At 37.5% G+C, this 25,311-nt stretch carries 6 protein-coding genes; all 6 read right to left on the bottom strand.

Annotated features, from left to right (window positions below):
* Positions 1–61: 61 nt before the first annotated feature.
* The gene (locus LNQ34_RS22645; RefSeq protein ID WP_230001388.1) at positions 62–2,773 is read right to left on the bottom strand and encodes a beta-ketoacyl synthase N-terminal-like domain-containing protein; all 2,712 of its coding nucleotides are present in this window, start codon (positions 2,771–2,773) and stop codon (positions 62–64) included.
* A 26-nt stretch (positions 2,774–2,799) separates the two neighbouring features.
* Positions 2,800–5,976 (bottom strand): non-ribosomal peptide synthetase, encoded by a 3,177-nt coding sequence (locus tag LNQ34_RS22640; protein ID WP_230001385.1) that lies wholly within the window; start codon positions 5,974–5,976, stop codon positions 2,800–2,802.
* A gap of 60 nt (positions 5,977–6,036) precedes the next feature.
* On the bottom strand, positions 6,037–12,288 hold the full coding sequence (locus LNQ34_RS22635; protein ID WP_230001383.1) for a non-ribosomal peptide synthetase: 6,252 nt from the start codon (positions 12,286–12,288) through the stop codon (positions 6,037–6,039).
* 18 nt (positions 12,289–12,306) lie between these two features.
* Positions 12,307–17,043, bottom strand: coding sequence for a non-ribosomal peptide synthetase (locus tag LNQ34_RS22630; RefSeq protein WP_230001381.1), 4,737 nt, complete (start codon positions 17,041–17,043; stop codon positions 12,307–12,309).
* Positions 17,044–17,106: 63 nt separating this feature from the next.
* Positions 17,107–18,723, bottom strand: a complete 1,617-nt coding sequence (locus LNQ34_RS22625) for an MBL fold metallo-hydrolase (protein ID WP_230001379.1) — start codon at positions 18,721–18,723, stop codon at positions 17,107–17,109.
* Between the two features lie 39 nt (positions 18,724–18,762).
* Positions 18,763–25,275 (bottom strand): non-ribosomal peptide synthetase, encoded by a 6,513-nt coding sequence (locus tag LNQ34_RS22620; protein ID WP_230001377.1) that lies wholly within the window; start codon positions 25,273–25,275, stop codon positions 18,763–18,765.
* Positions 25,276–25,311: the final 36 nt, after the last annotated feature.

The following is a 25,311-nucleotide window of genomic DNA, read 5'->3' as shown; positions in this document are numbered from 1 at the left end:
AAGTAAGTAGAGTAAATTGTCCTAAGAATATTTTACGATTCTATGATTCAGAATAATGGGGCTAAATGGTAATTGTTTTTACTTGTTGGTCCTGTTTGTTGGTAATTGTCTCAACGGTTTCGATTACTTCTCTTACGGAACTATGCTCCATAAAATCCATCAGAGACAACTCGACCTGCAATTCATTTTTAATTTTATTGAGGATTAACATTCCTTTCAGGGAATCACAGCCTATTTCGAAAAGGTCTTTATCCAAATCAAATTTTTCCTCTCCAAGAAATTCAACAAACACAGACTGAATAGTTTCTGAAGTGGTTTCCTTTTTTTTCTGCGAAACATTCACCTTCTCTCTAACTTCGGTTTTTTCCTCTTTTTTAGCCAAAAAATTAAAATTTTCGGGGTTAAGACGGACCACATGCGGATATTCGTTTTTATCGAATTCATAAACTGGCAGGGTGATTTTTGCAGGGTGATTGTCAGCATAGGTTTCTTTCCAATCGATATTTTCTCCTGCGAGCCATAAATTTCTTAAAGTATTTTTTAGGATGTCATCTGCATGAATGGCTTTATCCGTTTGCGATAAGGAAATAGTGACATGGCTATTTTCCTCAAAATTTTCAGCTAAAGTGGTATTTAAAAACTGTGTCAGACCTGTGCTGTCACCCATTTCCAAAAGAACAGCTGAATTGTTTTGCACAATATCACTGAAGGATTTCGACGCGTTAATTTTCAGACTTCTGCCATTCACCCAATATTTTTGAGGAGTTAAAATTCCTTCTTTTATAGTGATGTCTTTGGCTGTTTGTACAAAAGGAATCTTAGCGGGTTGTATGCTTACTTCCTTTTCATCATACAGCATCATCCCGAGTACTTCGTTTAACTGTAATATTCCGGAAACACAGGCTGCGGTATATTCTCCTATTCCAACACCTGAAGTAAAATTGATCCGTATTCCATATTCTTTCAGCAAATTGGCTAAAGTATAACCGGATAGTACCGTAAACACTTTGGCGAGTAATTTATCTCTTGATTTACCACTAACCGCTGTTTCATTCATCCATTTTTTCAGGTCATAATTGCCCAGCTCCACTGTTGCAATACTTTGGTCTATTTTATTCCTAAAGCCTGCATTTTCTTTATAGAGATTACTGTAAAATTGGATATCCGTATGGTTTGTATGAGGAAAAAATAAGAGTATCGTCTTTTTCTTTTCATCAACCTTCCCTATATTTTCTTCATTGCTTAAAATATCGGCATACAAGAATAACTCTTCTTTGTTCGTACAGCTTATTGCGGCTCTGTAATCAAAATGTCTTTTTCCGGTTTGAAGGGTATAAGCAACTTCGTCCAAAGCAATGTCGCTTTCATTTTTTAGGAACTCCTTAAATTTTAAAAGGTAATTTTGAAGTGAACTCTTTGATTTGGCCGAAAAAAGGAAAAGACTGGATGTTTCTTTTGTTTCATTTTTATCTTTTTCCGGCGCTTCTTCTAAAACCAGATGCACGTTTGTTCCTCCTATTCCAAAAGAACTTACTCCGGCTCTACGAGGCTCATTATTGACCGATTCCCATTTCTGAAGCTCTTTTTGGACATAAAAAGGGCCTTCGTTAAAATTGATTTTGGGGTTTGGGTCGCTGTAATTTATCGTTCCCGGTATCTGACGGTATTTTAAACTAAGTGCTGTTTTTATTAAGCCTACAACTCCTGCTGCCGTATCGGTATGACCAATATTGTTTTTCACTGAACCCAGTAAACAATTGTGTTCTCTATTATTTTCAAAAGCCATGTTAAGTGCTTCTACTTCAATCGGGTCTCCTAAGGTTGTACCTGTTCCGTGTGCTTCTACATAACTCACACTATCAGGTGCTATTCCGGCCATTTTATGCGCTAATCTTATACATTCCATTTCTCCTTCAATACTTGGGGCTGTATAACCTACTTTTCTGTTCCCGTCGTTATTGGCGGCACTTCCTTTAATTACGGCATAAATATGATCTTTGTCTTCCAGCGCTTCTTCCAGTCGTTTAAGTATTACAATTCCAACGCCTTCACTGCCGATGGTTCCCGTTGCTTTTTTATCAAATGCTCTGCAATGTCCGTCTTTGGAATAAATAGATCCTTCTTTGTATTCGTAACCGAATCTGGGCTCCAACATTAAAGAAATACCTCCGGCTAAAGCTACTTTCGCTTCTCCAAATAAGAGTCCACGGCAAGCCAGATGAACGGCTGAAAGTGAAGTCGAACAAGCCGTATTGATTGAAAATGAAGGACCTGTCAGATTTAATTTATACGACGTTAAAGTGGGCAAATGATCTTTGTTTGTTATAAAATCAAGCGTAAGAGGATCTAATGTACTGCCGTCGCTATTTAGGGCAACATGTGCTTTCCAGGGCAAATCACCTCCGCTGCCCGCATAAATACTGATTGCTGATTCTGACAGGCATCCGGCATCTTCCAGAGCTTGCCAGGCCGATTGTAAAAACATACGGTGTACCGGACTCATTAGTGCTGCCTCATAAGGTGTAAATCCAAAAAAGGCAGCATCAAAACTTCCTTTATTCCCTAATTCTGCTATGACCGGAATGTGCACCTTTTTGTTGGTCTCATTTGTAACAAAGCCTCTTTTAAGAAGTTCTTCTTCTGATAAGGTATAAACAGACTCTTCTCCTTTTGAAATGTTGTTCCAAAACGTTCTCCAGTCATTTGCTCCCGGCACCTGACAGGACATTCCTATAATCGCAATTTCTAAACCTGTATTATCGTTTGTTGCCATTTGATTTTACTTTATTGAGATACTTCTTAATTTATTTGCTGCTTCTTTTTTAAAATTGACAGGGTCTGATTGGCGACGTCAACCGATTTAGAATTTTTTTCGTTCACTTTCTCAAGACCAGGCTCTATATCTTGTGTAATATGATGGGTAAGTGCCTCGATATTGCCACACTTAAATGCATTGAGTACTTTTAAGTTTATATCCAATTCTTTGTTGATGAGCCGTACCATTTTCATAAGGGAAATGGAATTACCTCCTATTTCAAAAAAATTATCCTGTATGCCAATATTTTCATTACACAGGATCGCTTTCCAGATGTTTAGTATTTTTGCTTCCAACTCGGTTTTAGGCAAAATATATTGTTCGCTTTTGCTGGTTTGCTGTCCTAAAGTCAATAAGGCTTTCACATTTGTTTTTCCATTGATCAACACTGGAAAGGTCTCCACCCAAATTATCTTTGAAGGAATCATATACGACGGCAATTTTTGCTGCAGCTGTTTTTTTAATGATTTCTCGTCCAGTTCTGCAGCTCCCGTATAAAAAGCAACGATTCTTTTCTGATCATCCTTTTGGTTGTCCACTAAAACTATGGCCTTTTTAATGGTTTCCTGTTCCCGAAGTGCCGCTTCAATTTCACCAAGTTCGATACGATACCCGTTTAATTTAATCTGACTGTCTTTTCGGCCAATGAATTCAATAACTCCATTAAAATGCCAGCGGGCTAAATCGCCTGTTTTATAGAGTTTCTTCCTGGAAAAAAAATCAGTCATAAAAACGTCTCTTTCAAGGCCTTCATCATTTACATATCCGTTTGCAACTTGCTCGCCGGCAATACAAATTTCTCCCGGAACTCCTATGGGCACCAGGTTATTTGCGGTATCCAGCAGGTATATTTTTGAACCTTTGTTAGGTATTCCTATGAGTTGCGGATTGTAACTTTTCTGTTTCTGTAAATAAGTTTGTCCCGTTATAAAAATGGTTCCCTCAGTAGGTCCGTACAATACATGAATAGAAGCATTAGGGAATGTCTTTGACAAATCTTCCAAAGTTTCGTTTGAAGAAACTTCTCCCCCCATAAATACGTTTGTAACCTGCGAGAAACGATCTGCAATACCAAAATCAATACTATAATCCAATAACTGTCTCATTAAAACCGGTACAGCGTGGAAGCCATTGATCTTTTCAATTTCTTTGCTCAAAAGCGTAAGATCTTGTATGGTCTCAGAATTTAATATCGTGATGGTCCCCCCTATCGTTAAAGGATAAAAAGCTTCGAAGAAAAAAATATCAAAAGAATTTGACGCTAAAACCGGGAAATGGGTCTTACCATCTGTTCCGAATTTTTTTCTGCAATTGGCCAAAAGCACACTGAAATTGCGATGTGTCACCATAACTCCCTTGGGCTTTCCCGTAGACCCTGAGGTATAGATCGCATAAGCAATCTGAGAAAGTTCTATTTCTCTGTTTATAGCAGTCTCATTCTGAGTAGAGTTTTCAAATTCTTTGATCGTATCTTCATTGACTACTACTACACATTGACTGCTTTCTACTATGATTTTTTTTCTTTCTTCCGGAAAATGAATGTCAATTGGAACATAAACGGCACCCAATTTAAAAATGGCCAAAATAGTTACGATTAACATTTCTGATCTTTCTAATGCGACTGCAACAAAATCGTGCTCTTTTATATCATAATTCTGAATGAGATAATGTGCCAGTTTATTACTTTTTTCATCTAATTCCTGATAGCTAAGAGATTCTTCCTTATACTTTACAGCCGTTTTATTTGGATTTTTTAAGACTTGTTTAGAAAAATATCCGATGATCGTATGGTTTGCTGTAATATCAAAAGTCTCTCTGTTGAAATCAAAAAATAATTTGTTTCTTTCTTCTCCTGCAACTAAATCAATTTCAGAAAATAAACTGTCGGGATTATTGAGAACCTGAATGTAGAGGTACTCAAAAGATTTTTTTAAGTTTTCTATAAATTCCGAACTGTATTTTTGAGCATTATAGGTAAACCTTAACACGGTATCAATCCCCGGAACTATAGCCAGTGAAAAATTATAATTTGTTTTTTCAAATGCTTCTACCGCTACTACTTCTAAAGTGTCCTGAGCCGAATTAATCAACTCATCTTCTGCATACTCCTGTGAAGGATAATTTTCATAAACCACCAAAGTATCAAACAACTGCTGTCCCAGATTACTATTGGATTGTATTTCTGCCAGTTGAATATAATGATTTGGGATACTTCTTATGGCTTCTTTTTGGGTATCGATCAGGATATTCTTTATCGTTTCTTCTGCATTGAATTTTATCCTTACGGGAATCGTATTAATAAAGAGCCCCAACATTTCCTCAATTCGATCTACTTCTGAAGGTCTGCCTGACACTACACTCCCAAAAACGACATCATCGGTATCATTGTATTTGGCAAGCAGTATTCCCCAAATGGTTTGAAAAAAGATATTTTCGGTAATTCCTAATTCCCGACAGAGTGCTGTAACAGTCCCTTTATTTTTTCCGGATAGCGTATGAAGTACTTTAACTTCCATATCCTGACGATTTTGATTTTCCGGGTTAAAAAATGGTATTCCGGTATTAGTTTCAAATCCGGAAAGATATTCCTCCCAATAAGCCGCTATACTTTTTTTATCAAGTTCCATCAGCCACTTGCTGTAGGCTGAATAACTTGGCGGTGCAGGTAGCTTAATCTCCTGACCTGCCAATAAACATTTATAGGCGTAAAAAAAATCTTTTATTAAAAGTTCAATACTCCAACCGTCTAAAATAATGTGATGGTAACTCCAGATAAACTCAAATACATTTTCCCGTAGCTTAATAACAGTTAATCTTATTTGTGAGCCTTTGTAAAGATTAAATCCTTTGTCTCTGTCTGATTTTTTAAAATTCTCCAAAGAAAAATTTTCATTGGCGCTCTCGTCCCGGTAATAAAAACCGGAAGGAACACTGTCCAGTACCACTTGCAAAATATCATTTACGGTAGTGTTGTTAAAACAGGTTCTTAGGGTATCGTGTCTTGACACCAAAAAATCAAATGTTTTCTGTAACAACTCCACCTCAACTTTCCCATAGATGTGGTAACAGGATTGTTCAAAATATTCATTTTCTGATATTTGCCAGCGAAAAAAAATTCCTTCCTGTAAAGGATTCAGTGCATATATTTCTTTTATTTTCATAGATTAAATACGGTTCGATTTTAAGGGGGCTTTAGGTTTTATTGTTTATTGTTTATTGCATTAGATGGTGATATTTTCGCTTTCGACATCTTCCAGTTCTTCGTTATTGGCCCAAATGACATTGTCAATTTCGTTCGCCAGACTCTCTATGGTTGGATTGTTGAACAAATCAGATAGGGTAAGTTTCACTTCTAACTGATTGTTGATAAGGTGGAACATTTTTACAGCTTTTAAACTGTGTCCGCCCAGATCAAAGAAGTTATCTGCGAGTCCTATTTTTTCTATTTCTAAAACAGCTTCCCATATTTTAGCCAGTGTTTTTTCAGTAGGTGTCACAGGTTCCGTATAGGCTGCGCGTTCTGTTTCCAGCTCGGTAATTTCAGGAAGTTTAGCTCTGTCTACCTTTCCGTTGATGTTTAACGGAAACTCTCGCAAAAAGACAAAATGATTGGGGATCATGTATTTTGGCAATTGGGTTCTGAGCCAGTTTTTCAAAGTGTTACTTTCAAGATCTTCATCGGTAACCAAATAGGCAATTAATTTTTTTTCCGCTGCCGTACCGTCTGTGATGACCACCAAGGATGAAAATATTAATTTGTGGGTACATAAGATATTTTCAATTTCTCCCAGTTCGATTCGGTAACCTCGTAATTTTACCTGATTGTCTTTTCTGCCTACAAACTCAATTGTATCGTTATGGGTCCACCTGCCTAAATCACCCGTTTTGTAGAGTCTTTCCTCTGTTTTATAAGGGTTTGTTATAAACTTTGAATGGGTCAGTTCGGCATTGTTCAGATAACCTCTTGCCAGACCGTCACCTCCTACACAGATTTCACCAATGACTCCTTTAGGTACCAGCTGATGGTTTTTATCCATAATGTAAACAGTACTATTACTTATCGGAACACCTATCGAAACGGATGTTTTTATCGGTAAGTCAATGGTATGGGTTATCGAAAATGTTGTGTTTTCCGTAGGCCCATAACCATTGACGACTACTAATTCAGGATAAGTACTTTTCAGTTTCGTAATATGATGTGGAGATAAAACATCTCCTCCGCATAGTATTGTTTTTAAGTTTTTGAATAAGATTAGGTTTTCGTCTACTAACTGATGCAGCCAGCCTGCGGTAAACCACATCATGGTGACTTTTTCGTTTGCAACCACCTCGTTCATCCCTCTTACAGACAATAGTGTATTTTCGTCGCAAATGACCAGAGTTCCTCCGTTTAAAAGCATTCCCCAATACTCGAAAGTACTGGCATCAAACGAAAAAGCTCCTGTAGCCAGTAATACTTCTTCTCCGGTAAGGTGTATGAAATTGTTGTTTTTGACTAGCCTGACAACGCTTTGCTGTTCTATTAAAACGCCTTTTGGCTCTCCGGTAGAACCGGAGGTGTACATGACATAAGCCAGATCGTTTGCTTTCGCATAAATGCTTTCAAACTTAGACGAATAATCGGCCTGTGATTGTACAAAATCTTCGATTAGATCCGCCGCAATCAGGCATTCGGCATTCGCATCTTTAATGATGTAACTGATTCGTTCCTGCGGATAATCGGCCGAAATGGGTACGTAAGCACAACCCGATTTTAACAAGGCTAAAATGCTTATGATCTGCCATTCATTTTTTGGCAAATAAATGGCCGCCAATTCTCCTGTTACTTGGTAATTTTCTTCCAGATAATTGGCCAGCTGATTGGCAACATTATTGAGTTCCTGATAGGTGTACTTTTGTTTTTTGTATACCAGAGCTGTTTTTTCGGGTGTCAGAGCGACCTGCTTTTCAAACAATTCGATAATCGATGAATCTTTCGGATACGCGGTTTGATGACCGTTTAATTCTTCCAGTAAATGTTTTTTCTCTGCTGCTGTCAAACAATCGATCGCACTTATTTTTTGGTCTCCGTTTTGGGTAACCTGTACCAATATCTGCTCTAAATGGTTAAGCAATGCCGTGATTTTTTCTGAAGAGAATATATCAGTGTTGTATTCTAATGTTAGGGTAAGTGTCGAATCGGTCACTAAAAAATCGAACGTCAAATCAAATTTGGCAGAGATTCCATTTCCTACAGCATCAATAATCGCATCATAAGACTCTAAATCTGCTGCCTGATTGTTTTCTTCTCTGGCGGTAACGATGATGTCAAACAACGGATTTCTGCCGGCATCGTATTTAATGTCTAAAAGTTTAATTAACTCATCAAGCGGAAATTTTTGATGTTCTTTGGCTTTGATTACATTCTCTTTTACTTGTTTTAAAGTTGCTGTAAACGAAGCGCTTTCATTTAAATGGGTTCGCAACGGAATGGTATTGGCATAAAAACCAATCTGATCAAACAATTCAGGATAGTCGCGGTTTACAATTGGACTTCCTGTGATGATATCCTGATCTCCGGTATTTTTATAGATTAAAATATTGGTTACGGCTAAAAAGACCATGAAACGCGAAACTTCTTCGTTCTCACATAAGCTGTTTAGGTCTTTCAAAATACTACCTTGCAAAACTTTTGAGTGTACTGCGCCGTTATGTGTTTTGATGTTGGGTCTTTTTTGATCTCCCAATTCACTTACTATTGGCAAACTGCCTTCAAATTGTTTCAGCCAGTACTTTTTATCTGCTTCAATTGCATCACTTGTAATCATACTTTGCTCCCAGGCTGCATAATCCTTGAACTGTATGGCTAAAGGCGGTAAAGTAATTGCGCTGTTTTCGCTGTACTTTTCATATAAGGCGTACAGTTCTTTTACAAAAACATCAGTTGACCATCCGTCAAAAATGATATGATGAAAAAGAATACTGATGATCCATTTATCTTCTTTAACGCTTATCAATGCTGCTTTCATCAGAGGAGGCATTTCTAAATTAAAAGAGATATCAGCTGTTTCGATAAGCGCTTTTTGTAAATCCTTTTCTAAGGTTTCGCTGTTACGCAAATCCAAATATTGAATTTTTAAAGGTTCGGTTTTTTCGATCGGGATGATGGTTTGTCCCGGTTCACCATTTTCATTGGTAACAAAAGCGGTTCTTAAGATTTCATGTCGCTCTATTAAATCGTATACTGCTTGGGTAAAAAATTCTAAGTTTACGGCTTCATTTTTAATATCTATTATTCTAATATTATAAGCTCTATTTACCTGAGCATCTATAGAACATATATTATACATTCGATACTGAGAAGAGGACAAAGGATAACTTGGTGCTATTGCTGCCTGTGGAATTGTTAGGGTGTAGCTGTTTAAAGAACGATCAATATAGGCAGCCTGTTCTTCTATAGTAGGATGAATATATATTTCTTTTATGTTAAAGTGCATGCCGAAATTCACAAAAATCTGATTGGACAGCTTGATCATTTTTAAACTATGACCGCCTAAATGGAAAAAGTTGTCCTGAATTCCAACCGCTTTTCGGTCCAGAATGCGCTGCCATATTTCGGTTAGTTTTATTTCGGTCTCTGTTACAGGCTTAACGTAATCTGCTTTCCTTACGACATTGGTATCCAAAGGATTCGGTAGTTTTTTAGCATCTACTTTTCCGTTTACCGTTAATGGAATCTCCTCTAATTGTACGTAATAATCCGGAATCATAAAAGAAGGCAATATTCCTTTCAGAAAATGTACCAGCTCTTGTGCATCCATTTGTTTTGTGGCCTTTAAATAGACTACAATTTCTTTCTCGTCGCCTGAGACTGTAATGGTTTTGGCAATGGTAAAATCTACGTATTCATTTGACAATAGAGCATTTTCTATTTCCTCTAATTCAATTCTGTATCCTCTTACTTTAACCTGATTGTCTTTACGGCCGACAAATTCTATTTTGCCATTTGGAAGTCTTTTAACCATATCGCCTGTTCTGTACAGCTTTTCATCGGTCTTAAAGGGGTTTACCACAAACTTTTCGGCAGTTATTTCTTCCTGGTTCAGATAACCTCTTGTTACCTGATTTCCGGAAATACACAATTCTCCTATGCTGTAAATCGGACATAGTTTTAAATGATCGTCCAGTACATAAGTTGCATTACAGGCGTTACTTTGTCCTATTACCGCATTTGGAAATTGTTTAACGTTAGGCAAGTAACTTTCAGAGGTGATAAAAATAGATCCTTCGGTTGGACCGTACAGTACGTTTATGACTGCATTGGTAAATACTTCTCTTATTTCTTCGAGAATCCCAACAGGTACTTTATCTCCTCCTATAAAAATCGATTCTATATGGGGATAGGATTGCTGGGTATTGTTCGTTTTTATATGATCAATAACCGCTCGCATCAGCGTTGGTACGGCATGAAAACTATTGGTTTGTCTGAGAATTTTTGAAAGATCCTCCATGTCTTTTATTTCATCATTGGATACCATCACGACTTTTCCTCCTGCCAACAGGGGATGAAACAATTCAAAAAGAAAAATATCAAACGAATTAGAGGCCAGCAAAGGCAGTACAGGTTTTTGAGAAATGACAAAACTGTTTTTTGTATTGACCAGCAAAGCACAAATGTTTCTATGCTCGACAAGCACTCCTTTTGGTTTTCCTGTCGACCCTGAAGTATAAATAAGATAGGCTAAATCGGATGGTGAAATTTTGACCTTTGAGATCGTCGTATTTGTTTTAGGATGTACTTTGAAACGATTGATAAATTCCTCATCAATAATAATCGAACTGTTACTATCTTCCAATATGTAATCTACTCTGTCCTGTGGCAAATTAATATGAAGCGGAACGTATACAGCACCGGCTTTTAAGATTCCCAACAGCGCAATAACCAGCCAGTCATTTCGATCCAGCTGCATGGCAATAAAATCTCCGGGCTGTACTTTATATTCTGAAATAAGAAAGTCTGCAAACTGATCTGCAATTCCATTTAACCCGGTAAAGCTGTACTGCTCTTCCCCATAAACTAAAGCAATCTGATCCTGATTCTCCTGCACCACATTTTCAAACAACTCCACCAAACTGTATTCTGCAGAAGCTTCTTTCAGCATGTCATGACCGGACAAAGACAATACGGCTTCTTTTTCTGATTCTTGCAAAAGTTCTATTTCAGAAACCGGAATATCAAAGTTTTCTGCTATAGTATGTACGACTTGTTCAAAATGATTTTTAAGCGCTGTAATATCACTTTCATCATATTTTTTGGCGTTAAAGGTGAAACGGATACTGATGTCTTTTCCTGGTACAATTGCCAGTGAAAAATCATAGTTTTCTCCCTCATAAGATGCCGCTTCTAACAATTTTATATTTGTTTTTTCACTTTCGGCTATCACTTCGGCAGCTATATAGTTTTCAAAAACAATGATGTGATCAAACAACGACTGACCGTTATTTACGCTGCGCTGTATGTCACTAATGGCCTGATAATGATAAGGCAAACTTTGTATGGCCTGCTCCTGCGTCTGCAATAAGATTTGCTTTACGGTAGTCTGATCGTCAAATGAAATCCTTACCGGAATGGTATTGATAAAAAGCCCGATAATATTGGCAACATCATGAATCTCTGCAGGTCTGCCCGATACTACTCCACCAAAAACCACATCATTTGTATTGTTGTATTTGGCTAGTAAAATTCCCCAAATCGTCTGAAAAAAGACATTTTCGGTACTACCATTCTCCTGACACAAAACAGCCAGTTTTTCTCTTAAACTTCCGCTAATCGTGTAAAAAATTTCTCCCGGACTAAAGGTTTCTGTATGCTGTTTTGGAAAAGGTAACGTACTTAAGCCCTGAAAATCTTCCAGATAATGGTTCCAGTATTGCAATGATTTTTCTTTGTCATTTTTCATCAACCATTTCACATAGTCTGAATAGGAAGTTGCTTTAGGTAAAATGTTTCTTTTCCCTTGAAGTAAACCTTCATAAAGCGTAAAAAATTCACCAATCAAAATACCGATACACCACCCGTCCATGATAATGTGATGATGGCTCCAAATTAATTCATACTCGTTTTCACTTGTTTTTACAACGGTAAGACGCATCTGTGAACCTACAGTCAGATCAAAGCTTTTTGCAATATCCTGCTCTTTTACTGCCGCTATGGTTTCGCTTGTATTTCCGGTAATGTCCAGAAAAGTAAAGTTGGAAGGCACTTCGTTTTGTACAATCTGCAAAAGATCTTCCCCTACATTATCCCGAAAACAAGTTCTGAGCACATCATGTCTTGCAATCAGCTGATCGTAACTTTCTTTAAGATAATTGATCTCCAATTCAGCTTGTATTTTATAAGATGACTGCTCAAAATACATTGATTTAGAAAGTTTCCAATGGAAATAAATTCCTTCCTGCAATGGTGTTAACGGGTATATATCTTTAATTTTCATAGCTTTTTAGTAGTACGGTTACAGCATTTTGTTTAATTCTTCCAGACTGCTCAGGTCCAAACCTTTATAGGTAAAATCAACAGGGGTTAAATGGGTTTCTTTTTCTTCGGAAAGACTGGAAATCAAAGATTCCAATTCGTATTTATATGCTTCTTTTAAGTTTTCTATGGTTTCATTTCTGAAATAGTTGGTATTAAATGAAAGCATAATCTGCAACTGGCCATTAACTAAAATTCCCGATACATCCAGTGTTCCCGTTCTTTCGGTATTGGCTGCTATTTCTCTGCCTTTTGGAATATCGGTGAACTGAAAGATTTGATCTTCTTTGTTTGATTGTCCTAAATCAAAATCACCCAGGTAGTTAAAGGAAACATCTGCTTTTACATTTAATTCGCAGTCTTTTAAGTATTTCAAAATCCCGAATCCAATGCCTTTGTTTGGAATTCGATGCAGCGTTTCTTTTACTTCTATTAATTGACCAATGTTATCCTGTTTCTTTTTAAGAGTGATGAGTACGGGATATATCGTGGTAAACCAACCCACCGTTCTGGTGATGTCTATCTCTGAGTTAATATCTTCTCTTCCGTGACCTTCGAGCTGAATCGCTACTTTATCGATATCAAAATTTTTACCGATTGCAAGCGATAAACCAGCAATTAAAACATCGCTTATATTGGTTTTATAAGCTTTGTGTGCTTCTGTCAATAATTTTTCAGTAAAGCTTGGATCGAGTTGAAATACTTTTGTTTCAAAATCTTTATAAAAATTATTGCCCTCATAATCAAAATCTTTTGGGAGTTCGGAAGTACTGAACTGTGTTGCTTCGTTTATAGAAGACCAATACACTTCTTCTTCCATCATGGTCATTGAATTGGCATATTCCAGTTGTTTTTCCTGCCAGTATTTTAAGGAATGTGTTTTTAGAGGCAATTCTAATGCTGCTCCTGCTTCGTATTGCCCATATAAAGTCATTAAATCTTCTAAAATAATTCTCCAGGAAACACCGTCAATCACCAGGTGATGAGAAAGCAGCAACAAATAATCCGTATCTTCTCTTTTGAACAACACTGCTTTAAACAAGGGGCCTTTTTCTAAATCGAAAGAAGATTGATACCCATCGCAAATGGTCTCCAATTGAGAAGCAGTAACATTGGAGTGAACCTGCAGTTGGAATTCAAATCCATCATTTTTGATTTCCTGAATCCATTCGTTGCCTTCCTCTTTAAATACCGCTCTTAAAACATCGTGCTGTACAGTTAGTTTTTGAAAGATCTTTGTCAATCCTTCTTCAGACAAAGACTTCGATGATTTTAATAAGATCGATTGGTTAAAATGATTTTTATGCTGTGAAGTCACCTCAAAGAAATATTTCTGAATTGGCGTAAGCGGAATGGTTCCTTCTACTGCATTTTGATCGATCTCCTGCTTTGCCAGTTTTACATGAAGTGCTAATTCCTGTATGGCAGTAAATTGCATGACATCCTGTACTGTTAATACAAAACCAAGCTGTTTCAATTTGGAGATAATCTGTATGGCTTTTATCGAATCTCCTCCCAATGCAAAAAAGTCATCTTCTGTACCAATGCTTTCTTTTTGCAGAATTTGCTGAAATACATGTACCAAAGCAGCTTCTGTTTCATTAGAAGGCGGTACATACGAGTCCCCCTTTAAGGTATGTTTATTGGCTAAAACTACTAAGGCCTTTTTGTCTACTTTACCATTCGGCAGTAACGGAAATTCATTAGATTGTGTATAGCTTGTTGGTATTGCAAATACCGGTAATTGTTCTTTCAGGTACTTTTTAAGATTGTCAATATTTATTACAATATCGGTTAGTATATGCCCTACCAAAGTACCTTCACTGTAGGTAACAACTGCTCCGTCAATGCCTTTAAAATTCAAAAGCGCATTTTCGATTTCACCTAATTCCAGGCGATTTCCTCTTATCTTGATTTGATTGTCTTTTCTACCTAAAAACTCAATATTACCATCTGAAAATCTCTTGGCCAAATCTCCTGTCTTGTACATTTTGGTTCCGGTTTCAAACGGATTATCGACAAACTTTTCTTTGGAAAGCTCCGGATTATTCCAGTAGCCGCCTGAAAGCCCTTTACCGGCAATATGAATTTCTCCAATCAGACCGTCAATGGATAATTCGTTGTTATCATTCAGAATATAAACCGAGCTGTTGGCTATTGGTTTCCCGATAGAAGGAATAAATTCCGCAGACGGTTCATACACATAATAACTGGCCCAAACGGCACATTCTGTAGGTCCATATTCATTAAAAAGTTTGCAGTTTTTTAGTGTAGTCACCTTCTGATGCAGATCAACCAGCTGTTTGGTACATTCTTCCCCTGCTACAATTACTGTTTTTAATTTATTTGGATGCTCTCCTAACTGGTTCAGCAATAGTTGATAGTAAGAGGGAACGGTAAGTAAGTGAGAAACCTCTTCTTCTACCAGAATATCTACTATAGTATCGACATCTGAAACTCTGATTTTAGGGGCAAAAACCAATTTAGCTCCTCCCGTAATTGTCCCGAAAATTCCGGCAATAGAACTGTCAAATGAGATCGAAGACAGTAATAAAAATGCCGTCGCATCAGGATAAGTCTCCAGTCTTGCGATAGTAGAAAACATTAAATTTTCGTGATTGATAACGACTCCTTTGGCATTACCTGTAGATCCCGAGGTATAAATTACGTAAGCCGCATCAGTAGGATTCACTTGTGTCTCAAATGCAGTACTTTCGGCCGCAATCGAATCCATTTGAATGTCTGTGGCAAAAAACTCTCCTGTATAAAAATCAAGGTCAAAAAGATAATCAGATTGCGTGAGCAGAACGTTTAATCCGCTGTCCTCAATAATATGCTGAATTCTTTGTTTTGGATATTCCGGATCGATCGGCACATAAGCACTTCCTGTTTTTAGAATTCCCAGAATGCAAACCAATACATTTTCAGAATTATCAATCATTAATCCTATAAAATCGTTCTTTTTGAGGGTATGATTGGCTAACAAATAATTGGCCAATCTGTTCGATGCTTCGTCCAGCGCTTTATAGGTGATTTTTTTATTTTTGAAAGCCACTGCTATAGCTTCGGGTTTTTCCTGTACTTGCTCTTTAAAGAAATCGAGTATTGTTTTGCTTTGGTCATACGCCAGAACATCACCTTTAGAAAGTTGCAGAAGTGCTTCTTTCTGCTGTTCTCCGATATGTTCTAATTTATAAATTTGTTCCTTTGGATTCTTTACAATAGAATTCATGATAACCGAAACATGATCTGCAATCTGATGTACTATTTTTTCTGAAAAAACATCCGTATTGTACTGAATGTTCTGCACTAAATGGTTCCCGTCTTTGTAGAAACTGAAAACCATATCAAAACGGCTGGTTTTTAGTTTTTCTTCAAATTCATATTCCCAAACTTGCAAGCCTTCCAAACTTTCGCTTTTTTTAGAATTGTCATTTTCTCCGTAGATCACCTGAACGTCAAAAAGCGGATTTCTGCTTGGGTCTCTTTTTAAGTTTAGCTCTTTCACGAGTGTGGCAAAAGGAAACATTTGATGCTCGTATGCACCTACTACCTGTTTCTTGGTGTATTCTAACAATTCTAAAAAAGTATTTTCTTTTTTAAACTGCATACGAATGGCCAGCGTGTTACCATAATACCCTATCTGGTTTTGCAGATCTTCGTCTTCCCGCCCTGAAACCGGAGTTCCGATAATGATATCTTCCTGGGTAGAAAATTTATACAGCAACGTATTAATTACGGCGGTTAATCCCATAAACATGGTGGCACCGTTTTCTCTTATCAGTTTTTCAAGGTCTACTGATAATTTGGCGTCGATTCTTTTTTCTATTGTTCCGCCATTGAATGTTTGCAGAATTGGTCTTTTTTTATCCACCGGCATCGTAAGAACCGGCAACTCACCCTGAAACTGATCGAGCCAATAGTTTTTTAACTCTTCGTATTTTTTGCCGGTAAGCTGTTCATTTTCCCAACTGGCGTAATCTTTATACTGTATTCTTAACGCATTTAATGCATTAGCTCTGTTTTGCTTTTTAGAATTGTAAAGTTCTAATATTTCGGCAATGAAAATATTCATGGACAAAGCATCCACAATAATGTGATGTATGGTATAAATAAAAGCCCATTTGTTCTGTGCTAACTGGTAAAGCTTCGTTTTAAAAAGCGGTCCTTTTGATAAGTGAAAAGGAATCAAAGCCTCTTTGGCAACCTGTTCTTTTAAAACTTCATCGGCATTTGAAACGTTTTGTAAGTCCGCATGTTCAATTGAAAAATCGATTGCTTCTATTCCCTTAACAATCTGATTTGCTCCTCCGTTACCGTCTTCTTCAAAAACAGTTCTCAGACTCTCATGTCTCGATACGATTTCCTTCAGAGATTCATTTAACGTATTTTGATCCAGTACGCCTTCAAAAATATATCCTCCAACCGAATTATACGCCACATTTCCTTTTTCGGACTGGCTTAAAATCCAAAGTCGTAACTGGGAGGAAGACAGCGCATATTTTGCATCGGGGCTTATGGCAGCTTCCGGAATGGCAACTGCTTTGTCGTATTTGTATTGATTAATAAAACGAATTAAATCGGCTTTGTTTCTTTTAATCTCGTCAATAATATCGGGAGTCAATGCACCTGCAGGAGCCTTAATGTCAAGGTTATCGTCTTTTACGTCAATGTGAATGTTTTGTTCTTTTAATTTTAAATATAAATCTGATGCCATAAGATGAATTATTTAAGAAAATAAATGGATAGTAGTCTTTGTTTTGGGGAGGGTTAAAGGGAATTAGTACAGCAGTACAGCTTGTTTAAACAGTTCTTTTTCGGCAAATAGTCTTTCTGCTACGATACCTCTGTTTCTGCAGTCTTCGATCAACATGTTCGATTGCACAATTGGGTTGGATTCATCTGTATATTCAACATCCAAAATGTGTCGCACCCATGGTTCTTCTCCCATGGCATACACATAAACTTCTTTAACATTAAAGCAGTTTACCATTTTGATTCCTTCGTCGTAATTACTGCCTCTTCCTCTTCGGCTGAAGTCTTTTTCGCGTTCCTGTTTGGTGGTAAAAATGGGCCCATACACCCAGGAAGCCGGTGCACCGTCGCATTCCATTCCCATGAACAGCACGTCTACATCACCAATAATTTCATGAATGTGTTCGTACAATTCCGGTGACTGATTGCAGGAATCTGCTACTGCCAATAAAGAATAACCGTCTAATTCAACGTGGTACGAAAGTTTACTGTTGATGTGAATGTCATGATGTTCGCCGATAAATGGAATTCCGGTAATTTTGATACCATCGATAGCCGAAATGGTTTGCAATTCTTCTAATTCTATAATATTCTCAAATCCCAGATTTCTTAACAGTAAATTCAATGACGGGTCCTGAATGGCACCGCCTATGCTTTTACCAACCACTATATTTTTGACTTTGTGTCGTATTTGCAGCATCGTTTCCATCAATATGTGGTCGTGGTGCCCGTGGGTGATCAATACATAATCTATTACGTCCGGCAAATCATCATAGGTAAATCGGGACACATCGGATTCGTAGGTATAACTTAAAACCGGATCGAGCACGATGGAGTGTTCTTTAGTTTCGATCAGGATACAAGCATGTCCGAAGTATCGGATGCGCATACTGTCTCCGGTATATTTTTCATACTTTTTAGGCTCTTCTGTAGTAAATAAATCTCTAAACAGTGCCTCATCGTTTTGATCAATATTCAAAAGTTCTTTGATGTATTCGAAAGTTTGAGGCTCGCGTTTCATCTTGAACAACTCGTCGATTTGTTTCGATTTAAAAGGTAATTTTAATTCCAATGCTGCTTCCAGATTAGACAATCTTGGCGTGGAGAAGATAAAGGGCCGGTCGGCATCCTTATTTATTAAAGACAGCTTCACCGTCTGAAAGTCTTCTACATAATACGGACTGGCATAAATAAGAGGCTCGTAAAATCTGAAATCCGGTCTGTGATGTCTGTCATAATACAATTCGACATACCCTCTGATTGCCGATGGAACTTCTTTATACAGCGGTTGCATCAAATGTCCGGTTGCTTTTTTCTTAAGCAATTTGTCCAGTTCTTTTACGGCATCTGTAAACTCAAAAAGCGGGGCCGCCATTTTCTTTGTGTTTTCCAACAAAGCTGCTACTTCATCAACGTGTTTTTTATCTAAATCGATAAAAGGACCTCCTCTAAACGCAGGATCTTTTACGGCAGTCTCATGTATGCTTGGGTCGTTGATATACGATTCCATAATCGGAATGTATCGGTTTACCACATTAAATCCCGTTAGAATTGGCGGGATAATGTGGTGCCATGCATACCAGTTTGAAATTAACGGTTCTACTTGTACGTTATTTTTCAGATATATTTTTGGAGTAGCCATTTAGATTTATTTTATAGTTTTAAAAAAAATGTGGTTAGGTTATAGGGAGATATTTTCAAAATCGTCTGTAATCACGACTTCCGCATTCACAAGCTGTGCCTTTTTTATTTCAGCTGCCATTTCTCCTAAAGTGGCATTATTGAAAATCGAAATCAGATCGAGTTTTGCGTTAAATTCCGTTTTTATTCTCGTGATTAAATAAGTGGCTTTTAAACTGTGACCTCCTATTTTAAAAAAGTCGTCCAGTACTCCCACTTGATCGATTTCCAGCACTTCTTCCCACAATGCGGCAAGTTTACTTTCTGTTTCGTCTCGGGGCGCCAGATAGTTTCGGGAAACATTTTCGGTTAAAGACTTGTTCTGCAACAGTTTCTTTTTGTCTGTTTTTCCATTTAGAGTCAACGGAAATTCTTTCAAGCTTATAAAGTGAGACGGAATCATATATTCCGGCAGTTTGTCTTCTAAAAATTCTTTAATATCATCGTTATCTGAAACCGAATCGGCTTTTAGCACAAAAAAGGCAACGGTTTCTTTAATTCCTAAACTGTCTTCTTTCACTACTACTACGGCATCTTCGATTGCTTCGTGCTCTTTGATAACGGTTTCTATTTCGCCCAGTTCGATTCTAAATCCTCTCACTTTTACCTGATCGTCATTTCGTCCGGCATATTCAATCGTACCGTTAAGGAGCCATTTTCCTAAATCACCGGTTTTGTATAGTTTTTCGCCTTCCGCAAATGGATTATCGATAAACTTCTGATTGGTCAATTCCGGCTTGTTCAAATACCCTTCGGCTAAACCGGCTCCGCTTACATAAATTTCCCCAATGGCTCCAAGAGGAAGCAATTTTTCGTTGGTTCCAAGAATGTAAATTTTAGTGTTGGCGATTGGAAATCCGATCGGAACATTAGAGAGTTCCTGTACCACATTTTCATTCACCTTATAAATCGTAGCACAAATACTGGTTTCTGTTGGACCGTAGGCATTAAAACAGGTACCGCCATAAGTCAAATATTTTTTAACTTCTTCGGTAGGAGCTGCTTCTCCGGCAGTTACCAGCTTTTTTAAACTTTTAATTTTGTCCAGCTGCAATAATTTCAGGTAAGAAGGAGAAATGGTTGCGAAATGAATTGCGTGTTCTTCGATATAGTTTTCCAGCTCTTCGGTGTCTTTTTTTACCTCATCGGTTATGATGTGTAACTCTCCGCCCGAAGCCAAAACCGTAAAGATTTCTGAAATCGATGCATCAAATGAAAACGAGGCCAACTGAAGGGCTTTTTCTTTATTTTCATTGCCAAAAATTTCGATCTGAGATAAAATCGTATTCGAAATAGCACCCTGTTTTATCGAAACTCCCTTAGGAAGACCGGTTGAACCGGAAGTATAAATCAGATAGGCCAGATCATCGGCACTATTATTCGATTGCTCCATAACACTGCTGTAAAGCTTTTCCATCGATCTGAAATCATATATTTCATCAGAATCGATAACCAGTTTGCAGTCGCTGTTTTCAATGATATAGTCAATTCGCTCTTCCGGATAAGCAATGTCAATGGGTACATAAACTCCTCCGCTTTTTAGAATCCCAAGCAATGAAATAACATTCCACTCGCTTCGGTCTAATTTAACGCCAACAAATTCATTTGGCTTTATGCCGTATTTTTTCTTTAAATAATTCCCCAGTTTGTTGGATACCTCATCCAATTCCTGATAGGTTATTTTTTTATCTTCAAAAACCAATGCAGTCTGCTCCGGTGTTTCTAATACCTGCTTTTGAAACAGACCAATTAAGGTGTTGGGCTGCGTGCTATAATCTCTTGCCGTGTCATTAAAGACATGAAGTAGTAAATTTTCTTCCTCCGTATTCAGAAATGGTAATGCCGCCAAACTTTGGTCTGCGTTTACCAGTACCTGATGCAACAGCACTTTTAGGTTAGAGATTAACCGCACAATGGTTTCTCTAACGTACAATCCTGATTTATATTCGATTTTTCCTTCTAACTGTCCTTCGCTTTCTATGAAGTTGAATACTAAGTCGAACAGGCATTTTTTCAGGGTTACCTCATCGTATTCTGCGATTTGCAAATCATCTATTTCGAGTGCCTGTTTATCGGCTTCTATCGAATTGTCTCTCAGTACAAACCAAACGTCAAACAACGGATGACGGTTACGGCTCAATTGAAGATCTAAATTAAGAACGAGTTCATCAAAAGCGACCATTTGATTTTCCTGTGCATCGATGACACTTTGTTCTACCTGATGCAGTAAACTGATAAAATCGTGATCTTCATTGAATACTGTTCGCAAAGGAACAGTGTTGATATAAAGTCCGATCTGGTCTTCTAAATCGGTATGTATTCTGCCTCCGATAGGCGTACCGATGGTAATATCCTGTTGGTGGGTATATTTGTATAATAACGTTTTAACCAGTGATAAAAGTCCGGTAAAAACGGTAATCGAATGGCTCTCACAGAAGTTTTTAAATTTTGAAAAAGTCTCTCTTTCAATAGTAAAATCAACGGAATCTCCGTCATATGCATTGATTGCTGCTCTTGATTTATCTGTTGGAAAATCTAATACCGGAACTTCTCCCTCTAACTTTTTTAACCAATGCTGCAGCTGATTTTTATATTCCTCCGACTGAAACTGCTCGGTTTGCCATTGCGCATAATCTTTATACTGAATTTTTAATTCAGAAGCTGTAATTGCTTTTCCCTGGGATAAATTTTGATAATTCGAAACAAATTCTTTCGTCAAAATATTCATCGACAATCCATCACTGATGATATGATGCATTACAAAAGAAAACATCCACTGATCGTCTTTGATCTGATACAATTTCAATCGCAGCAAAGCATCTTCTTCCAGATTAAAAGGTTTATCGATTTCCTGGTTGATTTTGGCATCAATAACCTCCTGAGAATATTGATTTGGTCTGAAATCTTCAATCGTTAAATTCAGTAAATTTTCATTAAAGGCTTTAATGTATTGCTTCACGATACCATTTTCGTCCAGTCTGAAAACCGTTCTCAGACTTTCATGTCTTTTCAGAATGGCCAAAAAAGCTGTTGCAAATACCGAAATATCCAATACACCGGTAAACGTAAAAGTCTTGTACATGTTGAGCGCTATACTTGCATCGTCCAGATGCGACAACAGCCATAATCTTCTTTGCCCTGACGAAAGCAGGTAACTGCTGCTTTCCGGTACTTTTTTAATTTCCTGATAAACAGTCGTAGTTGTCCCGGCTATTTTTTTGGCCAGACTTTGAATGTTTCTGTTTTCGAAAATATCTCTCAGATTGATTTTCACATTGAATTCTCTGTTGATGCTATTGGCCAAATGTGTAGCACTCAAACTGTGACCGCCCAGTGTAAAAAAATCTTCGAGTATCCCAATCTTGGTCTGATTGAGTATTCCTTCCCAAATTACTACCAGTTTTTGCTCCAGCTCGTTCTGTGCAGGAACATAGGCAATGGTTGTTTTTAGGCTTAGTCCGTTACTTTGGCGTAGTTTATTTCGGTCTGCTTTACCACTGTTGGTTAATGGAATTTCATTTACTACCACAAAATTTGACGGGATCATATAAGTAGGAAGTTTAGTTCCCAACCATAAGTTGAGTTCTTCCTTCACCAATTCACCATTCGCAACAATATAGCCTGTCAGATATTTATCTCCGCTGTTTTCATTGATATGGTCTAAAACCACAGCCGTTTGTATTTGTGGATGTTGGTTTAATGCCGCTTCTATTTCTTCCAGCTCTATCCTGAATCCTCTGATTTTTACCTGAAAATCTTTTCTGCCTAAATAGGCTACATTGCCATCAGGCAACCACAGGCCCAGATCTCCGGTTCGGTACATTTTCGCTCTGGGTTGAAACGGATTCGGTACAAACTTCTGATGAGTCAACTCCGGATTGTTGAGGTAACCAAGGGCCAGTCCTTTTCCGGCAATACAAATTTCTCCCGCTACACCAATCGGCTGAACGGCATCGGACTCGCTTAAGATATAAATCTGTGTGTTCCAGATCGGTTTTCCAATCGGGATTATTTCATTGCCCACATTAGTATTAAAGAACGTAACGTCTATAGAAGCTTCTGTCGGGCCATAAAGATTATAAATGGGTGCAGTCGATACTTTATTGTACCATTCGTTAACAGTCAATGGTGTTAAAGCCTCGCCACTGGTTATTACGGCACGTAAACTAGACAATTTGTCTGCTAATTGTTCTGTGTTAGTTACAGAAGTAATAAAGGTGTTGAGCATACTTGGCACAAAGTGCAGACTGGTTACGCTATTGTTTTGGATTAAATTCAGAATGCGATGCGGTTCTGAAATGTCTTCCTGTTCGCAAAGTACCATTTTGCTTCCCCAGCATAAAGGCATGAAAATTTCCCATACCGAAACATCAAAGGTAAAAGTGGTTTTTTGCAAAATAACGTCCGTCGAAGAATAGTTGTATTCGTTCCACATCCAGTCAATTCTGTTGGTTACTCCTTCATGGGTAATCATACAGCCTTTCGGATTTCCGGTTGATCCGGAGGTATACAGTACATAAGCCAGATCGGTAACTTTATTGCGGTTTTCAGGATTGCTTTTAGGCAAAGAAGCCAACTGTTCTGAGATATTTGCTAAAGTTTCCTCATCAATTAGAAATTTACACTGACTGTCGGTTATAATGAAATTGATTCTTTCTTCGGGATATTGCGGTTCTACCGGAATATAAGCGCCTCCGGCTTTTATGATGGCCATAAGGGCGACAATCATTTGCTCGCTTCTTGGGAGTTTTACGACTACAAAATCACCTTGTTTGATGTTTTTTTCTTCGCGTAAATAATGAGCCAGCTGATTCACTTTTTCGTTCAGTTCCTGAAAAGTAAATTCTTTCTCTTTGAAACGAAGTGCTGTCTGATTACCTAATTTCTCTACTTGTTCTTCGAATAAAACATTCAACGGAGCACATACCTGCTTATCGAATTGTGTAGCGTTAAAATATAAAACCAGTTTTTTCTTTTCGGCATCAGTTACCAGAGAAAGATTCTCTATTGTTTCTGATGGAGTGCTGCTCACCAGATTCAATAAATGCTCAAAATGTACCGTGATTTGTTCTATAAAAAACGGGTCATACAAATCGGTATTATAAACAATACTCAATTCTAAATTTTCCTCTACCTCAACAAAATTGAAAAGTAAATCAAACTTACTGGTTTTGTTTTCTGTTTCTAAAGCCTGAACCGTTAATTGATCTCCAATATTCTTTACGTTCGTGCTTTCGTTGTTTTGTAAAATCAGAAAGATATCAAACAATGGATTTCTGCTTAAATCGGTCTCCAACTGTGCTTCTTCTATCAGTTTGTCAAAAGGATACGATTGGTAATTATAGGCTTTAAGAGTGCTTTCTTTAATGTTCTTAAGAAAAGATTCGAAACTGTCTTCAGCATTAATCACTCCTCTTAAAGCAATGGTATTTAAATACAGTCCCAACTGATTGTGAAGTACCTGTAACTCACGCCCTGCTATTGGCGAACCCACAATTAAATCTGTCTGGTTGGTATATTTGTAAAGTACTATTTTTAAAGTGGCCAGCAATCCCATGAATAAAGTACTCTCGTTCTCCAGACAAACTTTCTTGAACTTCGTGCTTATTTCTTTACTTATGGTTCTGTAAACGGTATCTCCGTTATAGGTTTTTAAAACCGGCCTTGTTTTACTGAAAGGAAGCTGGATTTTAGGGATTTCACCCGAAATCTGTGACAGCCAGTATTCTTTGTGCGCTGCAAAATAATCATCGCTCCATAATTTTTGCTGCCAAACTGCGTATTCTTTGTATTGTATCGTTAAGGGTTCTTTAGCAACATTTTCTCCTTTTTCTAATGCCGTGTAGTTTTCTAATAACTCATTTATAAGTATTCCCATCGACCAGCCATCGCTGATGATGTGGTGAATCATAAAAAAGAATATCCACTTTTGATCTTCTGTTTGATAAACGGTACTTTTTAGCAACAGCTCTCTTTCTAAATCAAAAGAATAGGACATTCCTTTGTTGATTAGTTCTTCTGCGCTGGTTGTTTGATTTCTTAGATCTATTTCTTCTACCTGAAATTGTATTGCTGCGGCAGGAATTATTTTTTGTACAACGGTATTCTCCTTATTGACAAACCTGGTTCTTAGAATTTCATGACGCTCGATAATCAACTGAAAAGCATGCTCCAATGTTTTAACATTCAGATTCCCTTCAAAAGTGTATAAAGCCGGAACATTATAGGCTTTACTGGATTCTTCCATTTGACTTAAAACCCACATTCTATATTGTGAAGAAGATAATGGATAATACTCTAAATCGGCTGTTTTTAGTATTTCTGGCCATACAGGTTTTGATGCCTGCAGCTTTTGACTGTTCAGTAAAAAAAGAGTCAACTCTTCTCTGTTCTTTTTTATTTCTTCAATTAAACCGGGAGCAATAGTAGATTTTTCGGCAAAAACCTTAAGTTTATTATCTATAAGTTCGAGTAAAATTCCTTCTCCCTGTAGTTTATCAATTAAGTCTTTCATTGGTTTATTTTAATTTTCAGAGGATATTTCAATTAT

Origin of the sequence: Flavobacterium lipolyticum (assembly GCF_020905335.1) — a bacterium.
Lineage (GTDB): Bacteria > Bacteroidota > Bacteroidia > Flavobacteriales > Flavobacteriaceae > Flavobacterium > Flavobacterium lipolyticum.
Note: the sequence above shows the minus strand (reverse complement) of the source record. Positions and strands in the feature narration are given on the sequence as shown.

Coding starts and splice junctions, on each gene's coding strand:
- LNQ34_RS22645 (WP_230001388.1), bottom strand. CDS start 2,773: ATGGCAACAAACGATAATACAGGTTTAGAAATTGCGATTATAGGAATG.
- LNQ34_RS22640 (WP_230001385.1), bottom strand. CDS start 5,976: ATGAAAATAAAAGAAATATATGCACTGAATCCTTTACAGGAAGGAATT.
- LNQ34_RS22635 (WP_230001383.1), bottom strand. CDS start 12,288: ATGAAAATTAAAGATATATACCCGTTAACACCATTGCAGGAAGGAATT.
- LNQ34_RS22630 (WP_230001381.1), bottom strand. CDS start 17,043: ATGGCATCAGATTTATATTTAAAATTAAAAGAACAAAACATTCACATT.
- LNQ34_RS22625 (WP_230001379.1), bottom strand. CDS start 18,723: ATGGCTACTCCAAAAATATATCTGAAAAATAACGTACAAGTAGAACCG.
- LNQ34_RS22620 (WP_230001377.1), bottom strand. CDS start 25,275: ATGAAAGACTTAATTGATAAACTACAGGGAGAAGGAATTTTACTCGAA.